General features: G+C 64.4%; 21 protein-coding genes, 2 tRNA genes and 2 rRNA genes. 22 read left to right on the top strand and 3 right to left on the bottom strand.

What is annotated here, in order from left to right; translation table 11 throughout:
- Position 1: 1 nt before the first annotated feature.
- From KQ693_RS04835 to KQ693_RS04775, 13 genes are all read left to right on the top strand, one after another.
- On the top strand, positions 2-397 hold the full coding sequence (locus KQ693_RS04835) for a hypothetical protein (protein ID WP_267262089.1): 396 nt from the start codon (positions 2-4) through the stop codon (positions 395-397).
- Between the two features lie 2 nt (positions 398-399).
- Positions 400-654 carry a hypothetical protein gene (locus KQ693_RS04830; protein WP_038035056.1) on the top strand — a complete coding sequence of 85 codons (255 nt, stop codon included), beginning with the start codon at positions 400-402 and terminating at the stop codon, positions 652-654.
- Positions 651-1,211 carry a hypothetical protein gene (locus tag KQ693_RS04825; protein WP_267262088.1) on the top strand — a complete coding sequence of 187 codons (561 nt, stop codon included), beginning with the start codon at positions 651-653 and terminating at the stop codon, positions 1,209-1,211. Before KQ693_RS04830 ends, KQ693_RS04825 begins: the two co-directional genes overlap by 4 nt.
- The gene (locus tag KQ693_RS04820; RefSeq protein WP_126164491.1) at positions 1,211-1,435 is read left to right on the top strand and encodes a hypothetical protein; all 225 of its coding nucleotides are present in this window, start codon (positions 1,211-1,213) and stop codon (positions 1,433-1,435) included. Before KQ693_RS04825 ends, KQ693_RS04820 begins: the two co-directional genes overlap by 1 nt.
- Positions 1,425-1,760, top strand: a complete 336-nt coding sequence (locus KQ693_RS04815) for a hypothetical protein (protein WP_267262087.1) — start codon at positions 1,425-1,427, stop codon at positions 1,758-1,760. Before KQ693_RS04820 ends, KQ693_RS04815 begins: the two co-directional genes overlap by 11 nt.
- 8 nt (positions 1,761-1,768) lie before the next feature.
- Positions 1,769-2,002 carry a hypothetical protein gene (locus tag KQ693_RS04810; RefSeq protein ID WP_124105057.1) on the top strand — a complete coding sequence of 78 codons (234 nt, stop codon included), beginning with the start codon at positions 1,769-1,771 and terminating at the stop codon, positions 2,000-2,002.
- Positions 1,999-2,427: a hypothetical protein gene (locus tag KQ693_RS04805; protein WP_246584441.1), complete on the top strand. Its 429-nt coding sequence runs from the start codon at positions 1,999-2,001 to the stop codon at positions 2,425-2,427. The genes KQ693_RS04810 and KQ693_RS04805 overlap by 4 nt, the downstream gene beginning before the upstream one ends.
- Positions 2,428-2,544: 117 nt before the next feature.
- Positions 2,545-2,733: a hypothetical protein gene (locus KQ693_RS04800; protein ID WP_008630937.1), complete on the top strand. Its 189-nt coding sequence runs from the start codon at positions 2,545-2,547 to the stop codon at positions 2,731-2,733.
- Positions 2,712-3,164 (top strand): hypothetical protein, encoded by a 453-nt coding sequence (locus tag KQ693_RS04795; protein WP_008630936.1) that lies wholly within the window; start codon positions 2,712-2,714, stop codon positions 3,162-3,164. The genes KQ693_RS04800 and KQ693_RS04795 overlap by 22 nt, the downstream gene beginning before the upstream one ends.
- Before the next feature lie 68 nt (positions 3,165-3,232).
- On the top strand, positions 3,233-4,333 hold the full coding sequence (locus KQ693_RS04790) for a hypothetical protein (protein ID WP_267262086.1): 1,101 nt from the start codon (positions 3,233-3,235) through the stop codon (positions 4,331-4,333).
- 9 nt (positions 4,334-4,342) lie between these two features.
- Positions 4,343-5,401 (top strand): hypothetical protein, encoded by a 1,059-nt coding sequence (locus tag KQ693_RS04785; protein ID WP_267262085.1) that lies wholly within the window; start codon positions 4,343-4,345, stop codon positions 5,399-5,401.
- A complete protein-coding gene (locus KQ693_RS04780) occupies positions 5,377-5,667 on the top strand; it encodes a hypothetical protein (RefSeq protein WP_126164496.1) in 291 nt (96 codons plus the stop codon). Before KQ693_RS04785 ends, KQ693_RS04780 begins: the two co-directional genes overlap by 25 nt.
- Positions 5,645-6,361: a transglycosylase SLT domain-containing protein gene (locus tag KQ693_RS04775; RefSeq protein ID WP_267262084.1), complete on the top strand. Its 717-nt coding sequence runs from the start codon at positions 5,645-5,647 to the stop codon at positions 6,359-6,361. Before KQ693_RS04780 ends, KQ693_RS04775 begins: the two co-directional genes overlap by 23 nt.
- Positions 6,362-6,475: 114 nt before the next feature.
- On the opposite strand, the gene KQ693_RS04770 is transcribed toward KQ693_RS04775, so the two are convergent.
- Positions 6,476-6,552, bottom strand: a tRNA-Ile gene (locus tag KQ693_RS04770).
- Positions 6,553-6,745: 193 nt separating this feature from the next.
- On the opposite strand from KQ693_RS04770, the gene KQ693_RS04765 reads away from it, so the two are divergent.
- The 4 genes from KQ693_RS04765 to moaA all read left to right on the top strand — a co-directional run bounded on the left by KQ693_RS04765 (position 6,746) and on the right by moaA (position 11,019).
- A 23S ribosomal RNA gene (locus KQ693_RS04765) occupies positions 6,746-9,644 on the top strand.
- A gap of 82 nt (positions 9,645-9,726) precedes the next feature.
- Positions 9,727-9,843: ribosomal RNA gene (rrf, locus tag KQ693_RS04760) — 5S ribosomal RNA — on the top strand.
- 29 nt (positions 9,844-9,872) lie between these two features.
- A tRNA-Gly gene (locus KQ693_RS04755) sits at positions 9,873-9,948 on the top strand.
- 93 nt (positions 9,949-10,041) lie between these two features.
- The gene (gene moaA, locus KQ693_RS04750) at positions 10,042-11,019 is read left to right on the top strand and encodes a GTP 3',8-cyclase MoaA (protein ID WP_267262083.1); all 978 of its coding nucleotides are present in this window, start codon (positions 10,042-10,044) and stop codon (positions 11,017-11,019) included.
- Here moaA and KQ693_RS04745 read toward each other — a convergent pair.
- Entirely contained in the window at positions 10,997-11,827 is an 831-nt protein-coding gene (locus tag KQ693_RS04745) for a DMT family transporter (protein ID WP_267262082.1), read from the bottom strand. The genes moaA and KQ693_RS04745 overlap by 23 nt on opposite strands.
- 17 nt (positions 11,828-11,844) lie before the next feature.
- Between KQ693_RS04745 and KQ693_RS04740 the strand changes: the two genes are divergently transcribed.
- From KQ693_RS04740 to dusA, 5 genes are read left to right on the top strand one after another with little or no spacing between them, the layout of a single operon-like run.
- Positions 11,845-12,837 (top strand): polyprenyl synthetase family protein, encoded by a 993-nt coding sequence (locus tag KQ693_RS04740; RefSeq protein WP_267262081.1) that lies wholly within the window; start codon positions 11,845-11,847, stop codon positions 12,835-12,837.
- Between the two features lie 7 nt (positions 12,838-12,844).
- A complete protein-coding gene (locus KQ693_RS04735) occupies positions 12,845-13,036 on the top strand; it encodes a hypothetical protein (RefSeq protein ID WP_015716379.1) in 192 nt (63 codons plus the stop codon).
- Complete coding sequence (locus tag KQ693_RS04730; RefSeq protein ID WP_267262080.1) at positions 13,024-13,620, top strand: hypothetical protein; 597 nt, start codon at positions 13,024-13,026, stop codon at positions 13,618-13,620. Before KQ693_RS04735 ends, KQ693_RS04730 begins: the two co-directional genes overlap by 13 nt.
- A gap of 1 nt (position 13,621) precedes the next feature.
- The gene (ispH, locus tag KQ693_RS04725) at positions 13,622-14,647 is read left to right on the top strand and encodes a 4-hydroxy-3-methylbut-2-enyl diphosphate reductase (protein WP_267262079.1); all 1,026 of its coding nucleotides are present in this window, start codon (positions 13,622-13,624) and stop codon (positions 14,645-14,647) included.
- On the top strand, positions 14,640-15,674 hold the full coding sequence (dusA, locus tag KQ693_RS04720; RefSeq protein WP_267262078.1) for a tRNA dihydrouridine(20/20a) synthase DusA: 1,035 nt from the start codon (positions 14,640-14,642) through the stop codon (positions 15,672-15,674). The genes ispH and dusA overlap by 8 nt, the downstream gene beginning before the upstream one ends.
- Here dusA and KQ693_RS04715 read toward each other — a convergent pair.
- Positions 15,561-16,196 carry a tetratricopeptide repeat protein gene (locus KQ693_RS04715; protein ID WP_267262077.1) on the bottom strand — a complete coding sequence of 212 codons (636 nt, stop codon included), beginning with the start codon at positions 16,194-16,196 and terminating at the stop codon, positions 15,561-15,563. The genes dusA and KQ693_RS04715 overlap by 114 nt on opposite strands.
- Positions 16,197-16,198: the final 2 nt, after the last annotated feature.

Genomic DNA, 16,198 nt, shown 5'->3' with positions numbered 1-16,198 from the left:
CATGCCGTTCGGCCTCTCCGAATCCTATTCCCCCAGCCTTTCGGGGTACACGCCCCCCTACACCCTCTTGGACTCCGGGGCTTCGGGGTCCTGGGGGTTCAGCCTCTCCAACTCCTACACCCTTCCCCTTACGGGGGGCGTTTCCGGGAGCGCGGGGGACACCCCCCTCTGGGCCCAGATCTTGGGCGGGCTGGGCCAGATTGGGAGCCTCATTGACCCTTACATCTTGACCGAGCAGGAACAGCTGGAGTACCAGCTTCGGCTGGCTCAGGCCCAGGCGGAAGCGGCCAAAGCACAAGCCGCGAGCGTCCAAGCGCAGCCCGTGGTGCCCGTGTGGGTCTGGGTCCTGGTGGGCCTCGGGGTGGTCCTCCTGGTGGTCCTTGCATTGAAGGAGTGAGCATGGACGTTTTTGGCGGACTCATCGGTGGGGTCACCAACCTGCTGGACGACTTCATCTTCACGGATGAGGAGCGCATGGCCTTGGAGGCCCAAAAGGCGGCCGCCCAAGCCCAGATGGAAGCGGCCCGCTTGGCCCAAGAGCGGGCCATGTTGGAGGCCGCCGCCCGAGCCCGCCAGGCCCAGGCCCTCACCGTGGCCGCCGTCACCGTAGGAGCGGCGCTGGTGATGGCCGTGCTGGTTTGGAGGTGGACATGAGCGAGAACACCCTTTTGGGGGTTGCGGCGATAGGAGCGGTGGTCGTGGGAGGACTCATCGCCTGGAGGATGACCGATCCCAACAGGCAGCGTGTGCCGTACGCCCCGGCCCAGCCTGTCGTGCCCCCCTCCTCTCAACCCATTTCTACCCCGACCCCCCAAACCCCCACCATCACCAAGGGGCAGCTTTGCGCGGACCTGAAAGCAAAACTGCAAAAGCTCCAGTCTGCCGCGGACGATGTGAAGAAGAAGATGAACGATCTGGTGGCCAAGGGGTCCAGCGCGGATACGAACTGCTGGAGCTACGCCAAGCGGGAGGCTTGCTTCTGGGAAATCTGCTCCCCTGCCCTGGGCGGGAACTACAACGCCTGCATGGACTACGTGAAGGGGCAGGGGCCCCGGCCGGGAAATCTCTTCAACTACGACGACTCCCGGGCGGTGGACCAGGCGGCCCAGCAGTACGCGGCCCTGAAAGACGAGCTGGAGACCTACCAGGCTCAGATTGAGGGGGTCAAGAAGCAGCTACAGCAGCTGGCCACGGAGGGGGTGGTCTGCTAGTGGAGTGGAAGGACGTCCTGGACATGGGCTTGGGGGCAGTGGCCTTTGCGGCGTTCCTGAAGCTCGTGTTCCGGGATGTGGCCGAGGTGCGGGAGCGTTTGGCCCGGATAGAGGAGAACGGCCGCCGGCAGGCCTATTACCTCTCCCGGGTGGCGAACGCCATGGAGGCCCAGGCTTACCGGCAGGGCCTTCGGGTGAGGGAGGTGAAAGAGGATGGAAAGTAGAGCGCTTTTGCTGGCCCTTTTGGGCTTTGGCGTGGCCGGCTATCTGGCGTATCAGCTGGCCAAGGGGCAGGGGCAGGCTACCGCCGGGCAGACGCCGAAGCAGTCGGAAGCTCCCCCGGCCCAGACGCCGAAGCAGTCGGAAGCTCCCCCGGCCCAGACCGAAACCCCTCCCGTGGTGGTGGGTGACTTCGGCGGCCAGCTGCCCTTTGGGCTGGGCGGTTTGGGGCAGGACGCCCTTTGCCGGGTAGCCCCGAGCCTCTGCGGCTGGTACAACCCGGCCTATGTGGGCAGGCCCGCCCCTCTGCCCGTGGTGCCCCTCTGGTGAGGTGACGGATGCAGGGCGCTTGGATCGTGGCGGTGGCGGTGGCGGCCGGGGCCTACGCGGGCTATGCCCTGGCCCGGCGGGGAGGGGGGCAGTCCCAGGGCGGGCAGCCTTCCCGAAGCTCCCCCCCGTCTGATCGGATCTGCCCGCAGGTGCTGGTCACGTGCCAGGACGGATCTCCTGCTCCCACCCCCTGCGACTGTGAAGGTAGGGGTGGGGTGAAGCGCGTGGGGGTGATGGTGTGAGCGTGCAGGACTTCCTACCTCAGGGGCAGGTCTGGCTCGTCTGGCTCGTCCAAGCTCTCCTCGCGGCCGGGCTCATCGCCCTTCTCTCGGGGCTCATCGTGCGGGTGGTTTCCGCCATCCCCGTGGTGGGGCCCGTCCTCGCGGCGGCGGTGCGGATGCTCTTTGCTAACTACGAGAAATGGCTTTCCGAACGTGTGCCGAAGCTGGCCGAGCAGGCGGTCCTGGCCACGGAGGAGCGCTGGCGGAAGGTGGGCCCCCAGTACGATCCTTCCGCCCGGGCAGAAGCCAAACTCCGGGAGGCCATGGAGGCCCTGCAGCAGATGGCCCCCGGCCTGCCTCGGGACATCGCCCAGCGGCAGATTGAGGCCGCCCTGGCCCGCATCCGGGCTATGGGCATGGAGCAGAAGGCGGGAGGTGGGAGATGACCTTTAGTGACGGCCTTCGCTTTGGCGCCGGCTTCGTGGTGGGTGGGGCCCTGATCTGGGTGGGCCTCCTCCTGGTCCTAGCCCTGGTGGGGGCCCTGGTGGGGAAGAAGGAGTAGCATGCAGGCTCCGTCCTTCTGGCAGTCCTACAAGCAGGGCGTGGGCATCGCCCTCGGGGTGGCCACGGTGTACCTGGTCCTGGTGGCCCTCCTGGGGGCCTTTGTGGTGCGGCCCGCCCTTGAAAACCTGGGCAAGGGCGGCCAGGCTGGGGGGCAAGGAGGTGCAGCGTGCTCAACCTCTTGGGCATAAAGCAAGAAGATTTGGCGGCTTTGCCTGCCCGCCTGCAGGAGGCCATGGGCGAGATGCGGGCAGATATGGCGTGCTTGAAGGACCAGCTGGCCGCCATCCAACGCATCCTTGAATACGAGTTTGGCCGCCCAAGGCGGGACGTGCAGGGCCATGACCCGGCCCGGCTTCCGCTCATCGCTCAGATCGCCCCCGAAATAGGAAGGGTGGCGGTGGTGGACGTGGCGGGGCTCTTGGGAAAGCCCGCCACCCGGGGGCACGTGGTCAACATCGGGGACGCCAAAGCCGCCCTGTGGTTCCGCTACGGCTCCGGGCGGGTGGGGCCCTATGTGCTCATGCCCGCCGCCGCCCTAGACCTCACCTTCCTAGTGGAGGCTTTGGAGGTTTCGGACGTTGGTGAAGGGCCCGTGGCCGTGCAGATCCTGATGCAGTAGGAGGAGGTAATGAGCAAGTACGAGCCCTACCGGCAAAGGTACTTGGACACCCTACGGCGCGAGCGCCTATGCCGCTGAAGACCCAGGTTTACCGCAGAGGCAATACCTACGCGCCGGAGCTTCGCCTGGCCCCCGGCCCCCGAAGCATGGGGGACACGGGGGACGGAAGCTATGCCACCCTCTACGGCTACGCCTGGGCGGGCCTCTTGGACCGCGTGGAGCGGCGCTTCCGCCTCTTCCAGGCCCAGGTGCCCGGGGAGGGGCCCTGGCCCTTGCACGATCCCCGGGGGCCCGAGGTGGCGGTGTGGGTGGAGGTGGAGGTGCCTCCCCTCCCCCACCCGGTGGAGGAGATCCGCCACCTGGCCCTTGCCTTTGATCAAGCTGCCCGGCACGTGGTGGCCTACGAGCGGGAGGGGGAGGTCTGGGTGCGGCAGTGGGATCCCGTGACCCAGGCCTTCGTCCAGCGGGGCCCCTTCCCGGGCGTGGATCCCGTCCTCATCCAGGACGCCACCGTTGGCTACTACCCTCCGGACTCGGACGTGCTCCTCTTCCACCTCTCCCCCGACCGCACGAGCCTGGTCATGCGAGTCCAGCGGGAGCTGTACGCCACGGCCCACACCATCCAGACCTTTGACCAACCTGTGGTGCTGGACCAGGCCGTAGCCTTGCCCTACCAGGTGGAGCTGTTGGGAAGCGCCTTGGACGCCCTGGGGGCCACCGGCTACGCCGTGCGGTCCGAGATATATCCCGTACGGGTTGAGGACGCTCTGGGCCCGGCCAGCCTCTCCGCCCCCACCACGGGCGATTACATCCCCATCGTAGTCACCCTGGACCTCGGGATGGAGGACTTAGGCCAAGCTACCCTTACCGCTCCCGCTACTGGGGACTACATCCCCATCGTGGTCATCGTGGACCTCGGGACGGAGGGCATTGGCTCGGCCACCCTATCGGCACCCGCCACCGGCGACTACATCCCCATCGTGGTCGTTCAGAACCTTGGGACGGAGAACCTTGGCACCGCTACCCTCTCCGCCCCGACCACGGGAACCTACGCCCTGGTAGTGGTGGTCGTGGACTTGAGAGGGGCAAACTACTTCCCCCCTGGCTACGAAGCCCTGGGTTCGGCTACCCTCTCTGCCCCAACCACAGGGAGCTACGAACTCGCCTAAGGAGGAAGCATGGGAAAGATTGTCGTGCCCGGCAAGGAAATCCTGATACCGAGGGTTGTGGTGCGGCCCCTTCTGCCGCCGCCACCGACATTCAGCACCCGCCTGCAACCGCAACACCTGCATTGGCAGGTGGGGCGCTATAAGGAGCGCCTGACCTCTGGCCCGGGCGGGCTCGGGCGGGGGAAGGTTTGGGTCGTTGAGAGGGAAGCCGAACAGCACAACCTCATCCTGAACCAGACCTACGACTCCCTCATGGCCCAGTACGACCTGCTCAGCCTCGCGCGCTACGCCGTTGTGGGTACCGGCTCCACACCTCCGGACCCTACCCAGACTGGGCTTGTCAGCGAGGTAGCTCGGCAAGACTATGGCAGTCTTCTGCCGCATGCATTGGTGTCCGACCACGTTTACGACATCTCCGCAACCATTGAGTTTCCGGAAACCAAAGTCGGCGGCAGAAACCTAACCGAGTGGGGGTTTAGCCCCGTGAGCACGCCGGGAAACAACCTGATGGTCAGAGAGCTTTTCCGCGACGGTAGCAGCAACCCCGTAGTCCTCACCCTGGCTACTGACCAGCGCTTGCGCCTCATTTACAAATACAGGGTTTCCTTCTTCCCCAACACAGCACAGGACGTTTCCATCAACATCAACGGCCTTGGCGTAAAGACCGGGCGGTTTATTTTGGTGCGCGGCAGATACCCAGACTTTTACCACTTACTTCAAATGATGAGTGAGTTCATGACTGGAGTTTCCGTGCAGTTCAGGGTACTGAGCGCATTTCTCCCCCTTAACCCAAGTGATACCAGTTACTACAACGGCACCGAAAACTTCAGCATCAGCTATCAGACTTACACTTCAGGAAGCCGCACAAGAAAAACGCAACCCCTCACCATACCAAACACAGCGGCCAACATTACCTGGGCCACGTTCGGCCTGGGGAAATATGTTGGCCCAGACTACATCACCAACCAAGTCATTGCACGCTTTGTATTTAACTCAGGCCAAGAGTTTACCAAAAGCAACCTGTACAAGATTACCATCGGCGAATGGGTCTTAACCTGGGGGCCGTGATGGTGCCGGTGGGATGGCAAAACCGCACGTTGGTGTTACCTGACCCGACGCCTACCCCGCCCATGGAGGTGGGCGTCTTTCCCCTGGCCCGGCGTGATTTTCGCCACGTGCGCGGGGGTGAGGTAAAGGTCGCGGTGGCCCGGTATGGGGACATCCACGCCTTCGCCTGGTACGTGGGGGGCGGCTGGTTGACGCTGAACCGGGGTAGGAGGCTCAGGACTCGGAGCCATCATGGGGTGGAGGATGGAAGAAAGAAGCAGGGCTAACTGGGGCCTGTGGGCCCTCGGGGCCCTCGGGGCCCTCGGGGTCCTGGCCCTGGCGCGGGCTGGGGCGAGCCCGGCGCGTGGTGGGGGTGGGGGAACCCCTGGTTCTGGAAGCGCCTGCCCCTACCCTCCCCCGGGGCCCCCGCCCTTGGACAAGGACCGGTGGAGCTTGATTGACCGCATTTATGCTCGCATTTCGGAAGTCAACCCCGCCCTGGCCCGGCAGTCCTGCGGGGACTGCGGGGGGCGGAACCTGGCCCAGATCGTGGCCGGGGCCCTGGCCCAGGCGGAAGGGATGGGGGTGCCCCCGGACCTCGTGGTGGCCCTGGCCCGGCGAGAGTCCTCCTTCAACCCCCACGTGGACCGGGTGGCGTACGCCCTCCAGATCAGCAGCAACGGGGCCACCTGCGCCTCGGGGTCCGAGATCGGCCCGCTTCAGGTCAAACCCTGCGCCTTCCGCCAGGTGGGCATGGACCCCACCCTCCTCCTCAACATGCCCATCCCGGCCCGGGTGCAGTACGCCACGGCGGCGGGGATCCGCTATCTGGCGTGGTTGAAGGGGCAGTTTCCCACGTGGTGCGATGTCCTGCACGCCTACAACCGGGGGCCTACCGCTTATAGGCGGGGTAAGCGGAATGACGCCTATGTAGACCAGATCCTGGCCTGGGCGTCCCAATACTCCGAGCTGAGGGTATGAGGCAGCTTCCTTGGGGCATCCTCCTCCCTTAGCGACCGGCTATTAGGTGTCGTGTAGGTGTAAAAGGTCAATCCCCCGGGCCTCGTTACCCGGGGGATTTTCCCTTGCTCATCGTGGTGGGCGATGGTGGACTTGAACCACCGACCTCACGCTTATCAGGCGTGCGCTCTGACCAGCTGAGCTAATCGCCCCCGCACGCAAAAACTAGCTTAACGAGGAGAAGCCTTTCCGTCAAGATACCAGAGGCCTATCCCCACGGCCCCCCTTGACAGTCTTGTTTTGGTCTGGTAGTTTTTTCTTTGCGCTGCCTGAAGGGGCGGCGGGGGATCTTGAAAGCTGGGGTGGAGGATAGGTAGTTGGAGGCCGTGATGAGCGGTCTTTGAGGGTCAAGATGCTAAGGGCCCACGGTGGATGCCTTGGCACCCGAGCCGATGAAGGACGTGGCTACCTGCGATAAGCCAGGGGGAGCCGGTAGCGGGCGTTGATCCCTGGATGTCCGAATGGGGGAACCCGGCCTGTGGGAACACGGGTCACCGCCGATTGGCGGGGGGAACCTGGGGAACTGAAACATCTCAGTACCCAGAGGAGAGGAAAGCGAAAGCGACTCCCTGAGTAGCGGCGAGCGAAAGGGGAAGAGCCTAAACCGTCTGGCTTGTCCGGGCGGGGTAGTGGGGCCCTCGGATACCGAATCCCCGACTCTAGCCGAAGCTGTTGGGAAGCAGCGCCGGAGAAGGTGAAAGCCCTGTAGGCGAAAGGGGAGGGGATAGGTGAGGGTACCCGAGTACCCTGTGGTTCGTGGAGCCATGGGGGAATCTGGGCGGACCACCGCCTAAGGCTAAGTACTCCGGGTGACCGATAGTGGACCAGTACCGTGAGGGAAAGGTGAAAAGAACCCCGGGAGGGGAGTGAAATAGAGCCTGAAACCGTGGGCTTACAAGCAGTCGCGGCCCCTTTGGGGGGTTGCGGCGTGCCTATTGAAGCATGAGCCGGCGACTCACGGTCGTGGGCGAGCTTAAGCCGTTGAGGCGGAGGCGTAGGGAAACCGAGTCCGAAGAGGGCGTTAGTCCGCGGCCGTGGACCCGAAACCGGGTGAGCTAGCCCTGGCCAGGGTGAAGCTGGGGTGAAGCCCAGTGGAGGCCCGAACCGGTGGGGGATGCAAACCCCTCGGATGAGCTGGGGTTAGGAGTGAAAAGCTAACCGAACCCGGAGATAGCTGGTTCTCCCCGAAATGACTTTAGGGTCAGCCTCAGGTGCTGACTGGGGCCTGTAGAGCACTGATAGGGCTAGGGGGCCCACCAGCCTACCAAACCCTGTCAAACTCCGAAGGGTTCCAGGTGGAGCCTGGGAGTGAGGGCGCGAGCGATAACGTCCGTGTCCAAGCGCGGGAACAACCGAGACCGCCAGCTAAGGTCCCGAAGTCTGGGCTAAGTGGGAAAGGATGTGGCGTTGCTGAGACAGCCAGGAGGTTGGCTTAGAAGCAGCCATCCTTTAAAGAGTGCGTAATAGCTCACTGGTCGAGTGACGCTGCGCCGAAAATGATCGGGGCTTAAGCCCAGCGCCGAAGCTGCGGGTCTGAGGGGTGATCCCTCAGGCGGTAGGGGAGCGTTCCCGATGCCGATGAAGGTCGTCCGCGAGGGCGGCTGGAGGTAAGGGAAGTGCGAATGCCGGCATGAGTAACGATAAACAGGGTGAGAATCCCTGTCGCCGTAAGCCCAAGGGTTCCTACGCAATGGTCGTCAGCGTAGGGTTAGGCGGGGCCTAAGGTGAGGCCGAGGGGCGTAGCCGAAGGGCAGCCGGTTAATATTCCGGCCCTTCCCATGGGTGCGATGGGGGGACGCTCTAGGCTAGGGGGACCGGAGCCATGGACGAGCCCGGCCAGAAGCGCAGGGTGGGAGGTAGGCAAATCCGCCTCCCGTGTGCTCTGCGTGGTGGGGAAGCCCGTGAGGGTGACAACCCCCCGAAGCCAGGGAGCCGAGAAAAGCCTCTAAGCACAACCCATGGGAACCCGTACCGGAGACCGACACAGGTGGGCGGGTGCGAGAGCACTCAGGCGCGCGGGATAACCCTCGCCAAGGAACTTTGCAAGTTAGCCCCGTAACTTCGGGAGAAGGGGTGCTCTCTGTTGGCGCCGCGTGCGGCGCCGATGGCGAGCCGCAGTGAACAGGCTCTGGCGACTGTTTACCAAAAACACAGCTCTCTGCGAACTCGTAAGAGGAGGTATAGGGAGCGACGCTTGCCCGGTGCCGGAAGGTCAAGGGGAGGGGTGCAAGCCCTGAACCGAAGCCCCGGTGAACGGCGGCCGTAACTATAACGGTCCTAAGGTAGCGAAATTCCTTGTCGGGTAAGTTCCGACCTGCACGAAAAGCGTAACGACCGGAGCGCTGTCTCGGCGAGGGACCCGGTGAAATTGAACTGGCCGTGAAGATGCGGCCTACCCGTGGCAGGACGAAAAGACCCCGTGGAGCTTTACTGCAGCCTGGTGTTGGCTCTTGGTCGCGTCTGCGTAGGATAGGTGGGAGCCTGTGAAGCCGCCCTTTCGGGGGCGGTGGAGGCGCCGGTGAAATACCACCCTGATGCGGCTGGGGGCCTAACCCAAGGGATTGGGGACAGCGCTTGGCGGGCAGTTTGACTGGGGCGGTCGCCTCCTAAAGGGTAACGGAGGCGCCCAAAGGTTCCCTCAGGCGGGACGGAAATCCGCCGGAGAGCGCAAGGGTAGAAGGGAGCCTGACTGTGAGGCCTGCAAGCCGAGCAGGGGCGAAAGCCGGGCCTAGTGAACCGGTGGTCCCGTGTGGAAGGGCCATCGATCAACGGATAAAAGTTACCCCGGGGATAACAGGCTGATCTCCCCCGAGCGTCCACAGCGGCGGGGAGGTTTGGCACCTCGATGTCGGCTCGTCGCATCCTGGGGCTGAAGAAGGTCCCAAGGGTTGGGCTGTTCGCCCATTAAAGCGGCACGCGAGCTGGGTTCAGAACGTCGTGAGACAGTTCGGTCTCTATCCGCCACGGGCGCAGGAGGCTTGAGGGGGGCTCTTCCTAGTACGAGAGGACCGGAAGGGACGCACCTCTGGTTTCCCAGCTGTCCCTCCAGGGGCATAAGCTGGGTAGCCATGTGCGGGAGGGATAACCGCTGAAAGCATCTAAGCGGGAAACCCGCCCCAAGATGAGGCCTCCCACGGTGTGAAGCCGGTAAGGACCCGGGAAGACGACCCGGTGGATGGGCCGGAGGTGTAAGCGCCGTGAGGCGTTGAGCTGACCGGTCCCAATCGTCCGAGGTCTTGACCCTTTTTGCCCTGATGACCACCCCAGCTTGGATCCCCTGCCGCTCGTGGGCGGCGTGGGATTTTGAAAAGCAAAACACGAGAATCCCCCGTGCCCATAGCGGCGTGGAACCACCCGTTCCCATTCCGAACACGGAAGTGAAACGCGCCAGCGCCGATGGTACTGGGACCGCAGGGTCCTGGGAGAGTAGGTCGGTGCGGGGGATTTTTACTACGCGCCGCGTGTGGCGCGTGCGGGAGTAGCTCAGTTGGTAGAGCACGACCTTGCCAAGGTCGGGGTCGCGGGTTCAAGTCCCGTCTCCCGCTCCACATATATCCCCCAGGCATAAGCCTGGGGGTTTGTTTTTTTATCCCTTGCCCTCCGGCCTAGGGCGTAGTATGGTGGCCCAAAGGGGGAAAGGCATGAAGCTACTGGACAACTACGGGCGCGTTATCAAAGACCTTCGCATCTCCGTCACCCCCCGGTGCAACCTGCACTGCCTTTACTGCCATCCCCTAGGCCTCGAGATGGCCGAACCCCCAGGGACCCTCACGGTGGAGGAAGTGGACCACTTCCTCGAGGCTGCCTCCCTTCTTGGCCTTTCTGCCGTGCGCTTCACGGGCGGGGAACCCTTGGTGCGCAAGGAGCTTCCCCAGATGATCGAACGGGCCCGGAGCAAGGAGGGCATCGAGGACGTGGCCATCACCACCAACGGCCTCCTCTTCGCCAAAAGGGCCAAGGAGCTGGTGCAAGCAGGCCTGAACCGCGTGAACATCTCCTTGGACGCCATCACCCCTGAGGTCTTCACCCGCATCACCCGTGGGGGAAAGGTGGAGCGGGTTTTACAAGCCATAGATACCGCCTTGGAACTGGGGCTTCACCCCGTCAAGCTCAACGCCGTGGTCATCCGGGGGATGAATGAGGAAGAGGTGGTGCCCCTAGCCAGCCTCTCCCTGGACCGCCCCTTGCACATGCGCTACATCGAGTACATGCACCTGGACAACTCCGACCCCGAGGAGTACCGCCGCCGCTTTGTGTCAGGAAAGGAGATCCGGGCGCGGATCGAGGCGGTCTTTGGCCCCTTGGAACCCGTTCCCCATGACCCCACCTCCCCGGCCCGGGTTTTTCGGATCCCCGGGGCCCAGGGCACCCTGGGGTTCATCAACCCCGTAACCGAGCCCTTCTGCTCCAACTGCTCCCGGCTTCGCCTCACCTCCGACAAAAAGCTCCGGCCCTGCCTCCTCACAGACTTGGAGATGGATATTTCCTGGGCCTTCGCCGCAGAGGAGCCGGTGGAGGCCCTGGTGGATGCCATCCTGATCGCCACCAACCGCAAGCCCGCCTTCGGCAACACCCTTCCCACCTTAAGGAAGCGGGTCATGCTGGGGATCGGCGGATAGCCTGGAAGGTGGCCAGGACCACCAGAAACGCCCCAAGGCCCCCCAGAAAGCCTAGCCTTTCCCCCAAGACGGCAAAGGCAAAAAGGGTGGCCCAGACGGGTTCCATGGTGTAAAGGATGGCCGCCTGAGGTGCAGGCACGTACCTCTGCCCCCAGGTCTGAAGCCAGGTGGTGAGGGCCGTGGCCACCACCCCTAGGTAGAGGACGGCACCCCAGGGTATCCCTTCCCACCTCACCCCCTCCCAAAGGGCCCAGGGCAGGGCAAGTAATGCCGTGCCGAAGATCTGAACCGCCGTGAGGGGCAAGGAGGGAAAGGCCTTGGCGTGCACCTCGAGGCGCACGATGTATAGAGCGTAGGTGAACGCGGTGAGGAGGGTCCAGAGATCTCCCGCGTTCAAGGGAGGCTGGCGGGGATCGTAGGAAAGAAACCCCACGCCCAAAAAGGCCAAAAGGGCCGCCAGCCACACGCTCCCAAGCCTCCGGCCCACCAGGCCCAGGATCAAGGGCACCAAGACCACGTTCAGGGCAGTGATAAAGGCGCTACGGCTCGCCGAGGTGTGCATGAGGCCGATGGCCTGGGAGGCATAGCCCAGAAGGAGCCAAAAGGCCAGCTCCATCCCCGGGCCCCACACTCCCCTGGGCAGGCGAAAGGCCCAGGGGAGGAAGAAGAGGCTGGCCAAAAGAAAGCGCAGGAAGACCAGGAGGCTTGGGGCCATCTCCCCTACCGCCCCCTTGACCACCACAAAGGTGGTGCCCCAAAGAAGGGTGAGGAGGTTGAGGGCCAGGAGGCCCAAGGCGTAGCCGCGCATGGCCTAAAGTGTATAGCATGGTGCCCTCTCCCCAGAAAGTGAAGGATGCCCTCCACGAAAGGCTCCTGGGCCACCTGACCCACCCCGATCCCGTTTACCAGGCGCTGCTTCAGGAGTATCCATCCCGAGGTGGAAAGATGCTCCGGGGGCTTTTGGTGGTCTACGCGGGGCTGGCCCATGGTGCTACCCTCGAGGCCAGCCTTTGGGCAGGAACTGCCCTGGAGCTTTTCCAAAACTGGGTGCTCATCCACGATGACATCGAAGATGGCTCCGAGGAGCGCCGGGGAAGGCCCGCCCTGCACCGCCTCTACCCCATGCCCCTGGCCTTGAATGCCGGGGATGCCCTGCACGGGGAGATGTGGGGGCTTTTGATCCGGGGCTTGAACGAAGGCCTCTTTGGACCGGAGGTGCTGGCCGAGTTCCATCAGGTGGTGCACCGCACCGCCTACGGGCAACACCTGGACCTCCTCTGGACTCTCTCCGGCCGCTTGGACCTGACCCCGGAGGATTACCTCCGCATGGTGGCCCATAAGGCCGCCTACTACACCGCCGTGGCTCCCTTGAGGCTTGGAGCCCTGCTTTCCGGGAAAACGCCCCCTGCCCTCTACGAGGAAGCAGGGCTAAAGCTGGGGATAGCCTTCCAGATCATGGACGATGTCCTCAACCTCGAGGGGGACCAGGCCTACGGCAAGGAGCTCGCCGGGGACCTCTACGAGGGCAAGCGCACCCTCATCCTGATCCGCTACCTCCAGGAAGCCCCCAAGGAGGAGCGCATCCGGGCCGAGGCCCTCTTAAGCCTTCCCCGGGAGGCCAAGCCCGAGGTCGAGGTGCGCTGGCTTTGGCAAAACCTCCTGGTCTCCGGAGCCGTGGCCTGGGCCAAGGAGGAGGCCAGGAGACTTGCCCAAGAGGGCCTGGGTGCCCTTATTCCCTACCTGGACACCCTCCCCGGACGGGAGGCCACCTCCCATTTGCAAAACCTCCTCACCGCCCTGGTGGAACGCAGGGCATAATGGGGCCATGCAGGGGGTTAGGTTCAAGGTGATCACCGCCAACGATCCCGATATCTTTCAGGAAAGGCTCAACCGCTTCGTGGAGGAGCTTCCCGAGGATGTGGTCCTGGTGGAGGTGAAGTTCTCCGTGGCCGAGGGGTCGTCTCCCCTCTTCGCCGCCTTGGTGCACTACAAGGAAGTGGAGGCGTGGAAGGAGTAGAGGCCTTTCTCTTTTTCCTGGCCCTAAGGGGAGAAGCCCGGCGGGAGGAGGTGCGGGCCCGCTTCCCCAAGCTGGTGCCCTTGCTCAAGGCCCTGGACCAGGAGGTGGAAGCCCAAGGGGAAACCTTTCGTCTGCGGAAACCCCTCCGCCTCTCCTGGTTCGCCCCCCTTTTCCAGCGGGAATACTCCTCCCTCCTGCCCGAGGAGGAGCGAACCCTGGCCCTGGAAAGGCTCCTCGAGGCGGCCCACCTCTCCGCCCAGGAAGGCGAACCCCTGGCCGAGGCCCAAGGCCTCTTGAGGGTAGCCCGGGCCTTCCAGGAAGGCAGCCAGGCCCTCCTAAGGGGGGCCTACCGGGAGGCCCTCCACCGCTTCGGAGAGGGCCTGGGGCTTCTGGAAAAGGAGGGCCTCCCCTTCCCCGCCACCGCCTTGGCCCTCCTGGCCCTGGCCCAGGAGGGCTTCCGCCCTGGGGGCAAGGGGCGGGAAACCGCCAGGAAGGCCCTGGAAAGGGCCAAGACCCCCTTTGCCCGGGAGGTGGCGGAAAGGCTCCTCGCCCGGGACACAAAGGCCCAGGAGGCGGACGCCTAGAATGGAGGGCATGGAGAGGGGGCTAAAGCGCCTCTACTTGGCCCGGCCCAGGGGGTTTTGCGCCGGGGTGGTGATGGCCATCCAGACGGTGGAGCGCTGGGCGGAGGCCCTGAAACCCCAGGGGGAACTGGTGGTGTACCACGAGATCGTCCACAACCGGGCGGTGGTGGAGCGGCTTAGGGCCAAGGGGGTGCACTTCGTGGAGGACCTTTCCGAGATCGATAGCCTTCGCCGGGAAAGGCCCCTGGCGGGCACCCTGGTCTTTTCCGCCCACGGCCACCCTCCGGCCGTGCGCAGGCAGGCGGCGGAAATGGGCTTCCACATCCTGGACGCCACCTGTCCCCTGGTCACCAAGGTGCACATCGAGGCCAGACGCTATGCCCAGGAAGGGTACTGGATCCTCCTGGTGGGGGATTCCGCCGACCATCAGGAGGTGAAGGGCACCTACGGGGAGGCCCCGGAAAGGACCATCCTGGTGGCGGTGCACACCCACGTGGGCAAGGATCCCCGCCTGGCGGACCCGCACACGGTGGAGGTCCCTGACCCGGAACGGGTGGTGGTCCTCACCCAGACCACCCTGAGCGTGGAGGACACCTTAAAGACCATAGAAATCCTCAAGGCCCGCTTCCCCAAGCTGGTGGTGCCCAGGCGAAAGGACCTTTGCTACGCCACCCAGAACCGTCAGGAGGCGGTGCGGCGCATCGCCCCCCATGTGGACCTCTTCCTGGTGCTCACCAGCCCCCACTCCTCCAACGGGATGCGCCTTTTGGAACTGGCCCAGAGCCTTACCGGCAGAGCCTACCGTTTGGAAAGCGCCAGGGATCTCCAGGAGGAGTGGCTTCAGGGTGCCGAAAGCGCGGGCATCACCTCCGCCGCCAGCACCCCTGAGGACCTGGTGCGGGAACTGGTGGAGCTACTCCGGGCAAAATACCCGGGCCTCGAGGTGATCGAGGAAGGGGAAGAAGAGGACATCGCCTTCCGCGAACCCAGGGTCCTGTCCCCGGAGGAGGTCTTGCAGGGTGTCTGACCACCGCCTGTCCCTGGCCCCCATGGTGGACCGGACGGACCGGCACTTCCGCTACCTGGTCCGCCAGATCAGCCGCAAGGTGCGGCTTTACACGGAGATGACCGTGGACCAGGCGGTGCTCCGGGGAAAAGCCGAAAGGCTCCTTGCCTTCCACCCCGAGGAGCACCCCATCGCCCTGCAGCTTGCGGGCTCGGATCCCAAAAGCCTGGCGGAGGCGGCGCGGATCGGCCAGGCCTGGGGATACGACGAGGTGAACCTAAACCTGGGTTGCCCCTCGGAAAAGGCCCAGGAGGGGAGGTTTGGCGCCTGCCTCCTCCTGGACCCCATAAGGGTGAGGGAGATCCTCAAGGCCATGGTGGAAGCGGTGGGAATCCCCGTCACGGTGAAGCTCCGGCTGGGGGTAGCAGGGGAAAGCTACCCCCTCCTTGCTCGCTGGGTGGAAGCGTATGGGGAAGCCGGGGTGCGGGTCTTCATCGTCCATGCCCGTAGCGCCCTCCTTAACCTCTCCACCCTGAAAAACCGGGAGGTTCCCCCCTTGCGCCACAACTGGGTCCACCGGCTAAAGGCGGACTTTCCCCACCTCACCTTCATTCTGAACGGAGGGGTGCGAACCCTGGAGGAAGCCCTTCCCCACCTGGAGAAGGTGGACGGGGTCATGATGGGCCGGGCGGTCTACGAGGACCCCTTTGTGCTGGAGGAGGCGGACCGGCGGGTGTTCGGCCTGGCGCATAGGCCAAGCCGGTTGGATGTGGCCCGGCGCATGCGGCTCTACCTGGAAGCGGAGGCGCAAAAAGGAACCCCTCCGTGGGCGGTACTAAGGCACATGTTGAACCTCTTTCGGGGGCAGCCTGGGGGGCGGCTTTGGCGACGCCTGCTTTCGGAAGGGCGTTCCCTGGGCGCCTTGGACCAGGCCCTAGGGCTTCTTCAGGAGAAGGTAGGCCAGGAGGGTGAGGAGGAACACCCAGACCCAAAGGGGAAGGCGGCGGTGAAGCGGGCGGCGCTGGGGTTTTCCCGTCAGGGGATCTAGGGAAACAGGCGGGCGCATCTTGAGGCGGGTGGCCTGCTTCATGTGGGCCACCATCCTGTCCAGGTTGCCCTTTCTCTTATAAAGGGCCGCTAGGTTCTCGTGGATCAGGGGGTCCTCCGGGGCCAGTTTCAACGCCCGCTGGTAAAGATCCAAGGCCACCTCCAGCTCCCCCCTTTCCAGGTAAAGGTTGCCCAGGTTGCTGAGGGCCCGGTGGTGATGGGGATCCAGGGCAAGGGCCTTTTGAAAACGGACCTCGGCCTCCTCCCTTCTCCCCTCCCTCACGGCCCTTACCCCCAAGAGCACCTCCCGCTCCGCGGCAAACAGGGGGTCTTCCAGGCGCTCAGGGGCTTCCTCCAGCAGGCTAAGCCCGGCCAAAAGCCTTTCCCTAAGCTCCTCGGGGAAGCCTTCCGCATAGGCTCTGGCCTCCTGGTACTCCTTGCGCCTTAGAAGCCGGAGAAAGTGGAGCAGGGCCTGGGCCTCCGCGTCGCCCGCCAGGGCCTTGGCCTCGAGGTCCGGAAGCATCC

The sequence above is a fragment of the Thermus brevis genome (assembly GCF_026427635.1).
Classification (GTDB): Bacteria; Deinococcota; Deinococci; order Deinococcales; family Thermaceae; genus Thermus; species Thermus antranikianii.
The sequence above is the reverse complement of the archived record's forward strand: the minus strand, read 5'-3'. Positions and strand labels throughout refer to the sequence as shown.

What these genes read in the sequence shown, in the direction of transcription:
- moaA (WP_267262083.1), top strand. Translation starts at nt 10,042, where the DNA reads ATGAAGCTACTGGACAACTACGGGCGCGTTATCAAAGACCTTCGCATC.
- KQ693_RS04800 (WP_008630937.1), top strand. Translation starts at nt 2,545, where the DNA reads ATGCAGGCTCCGTCCTTCTGGCAGTCCTACAAGCAGGGCGTGGGCATC.
- KQ693_RS04775 (WP_267262084.1), top strand. Translation starts at nt 5,645, where the DNA reads ATGGAAGAAAGAAGCAGGGCTAACTGGGGCCTGTGGGCCCTCGGGGCC.
- ispH (WP_267262079.1), top strand. Translation starts at nt 13,622, where the DNA reads ATGGAGGGCATGGAGAGGGGGCTAAAGCGCCTCTACTTGGCCCGGCCC.
- KQ693_RS04785 (WP_267262085.1), top strand. Translation starts at nt 4,343, where the DNA reads ATGGGAAAGATTGTCGTGCCCGGCAAGGAAATCCTGATACCGAGGGTT.
- KQ693_RS04780 (WP_126164496.1), top strand. Translation starts at nt 5,377, where the DNA reads ATGGGTCTTAACCTGGGGGCCGTGATGGTGCCGGTGGGATGGCAAAAC.
- KQ693_RS04815 (WP_267262087.1), top strand. Translation starts at nt 1,425, where the DNA reads ATGGAAAGTAGAGCGCTTTTGCTGGCCCTTTTGGGCTTTGGCGTGGCC.
- KQ693_RS04735 (WP_015716379.1), top strand. Translation starts at nt 12,845, where the DNA reads ATGCAGGGGGTTAGGTTCAAGGTGATCACCGCCAACGATCCCGATATC.
- KQ693_RS04740 (WP_267262081.1), top strand. Translation starts at nt 11,845, where the DNA reads ATGGTGCCCTCTCCCCAGAAAGTGAAGGATGCCCTCCACGAAAGGCTC.
- KQ693_RS04745 (WP_267262082.1), bottom strand. Translation starts at nt 11,827, where the DNA reads ATGCGCGGCTACGCCTTGGGCCTCCTGGCCCTCAACCTCCTCACCCTT.
- KQ693_RS04810 (WP_124105057.1), top strand. Translation starts at nt 1,769, where the DNA reads ATGCAGGGCGCTTGGATCGTGGCGGTGGCGGTGGCGGCCGGGGCCTAC.
- KQ693_RS04790 (WP_267262086.1), top strand. Translation starts at nt 3,233, where the DNA reads ATGCCGCTGAAGACCCAGGTTTACCGCAGAGGCAATACCTACGCGCCG.
- KQ693_RS04715 (WP_267262077.1), bottom strand. Translation starts at nt 16,196, where the DNA reads ATGCTTCCGGACCTCGAGGCCAAGGCCCTGGCGGGCGACGCGGAGGCC.
- KQ693_RS04830 (WP_038035056.1), top strand. Translation starts at nt 400, where the DNA reads ATGGACGTTTTTGGCGGACTCATCGGTGGGGTCACCAACCTGCTGGAC.
- KQ693_RS04835 (WP_267262089.1), top strand. Translation starts at nt 2, where the DNA reads ATGCCGTTCGGCCTCTCCGAATCCTATTCCCCCAGCCTTTCGGGGTAC.
- KQ693_RS04825 (WP_267262088.1), top strand. Translation starts at nt 651, where the DNA reads ATGAGCGAGAACACCCTTTTGGGGGTTGCGGCGATAGGAGCGGTGGTC.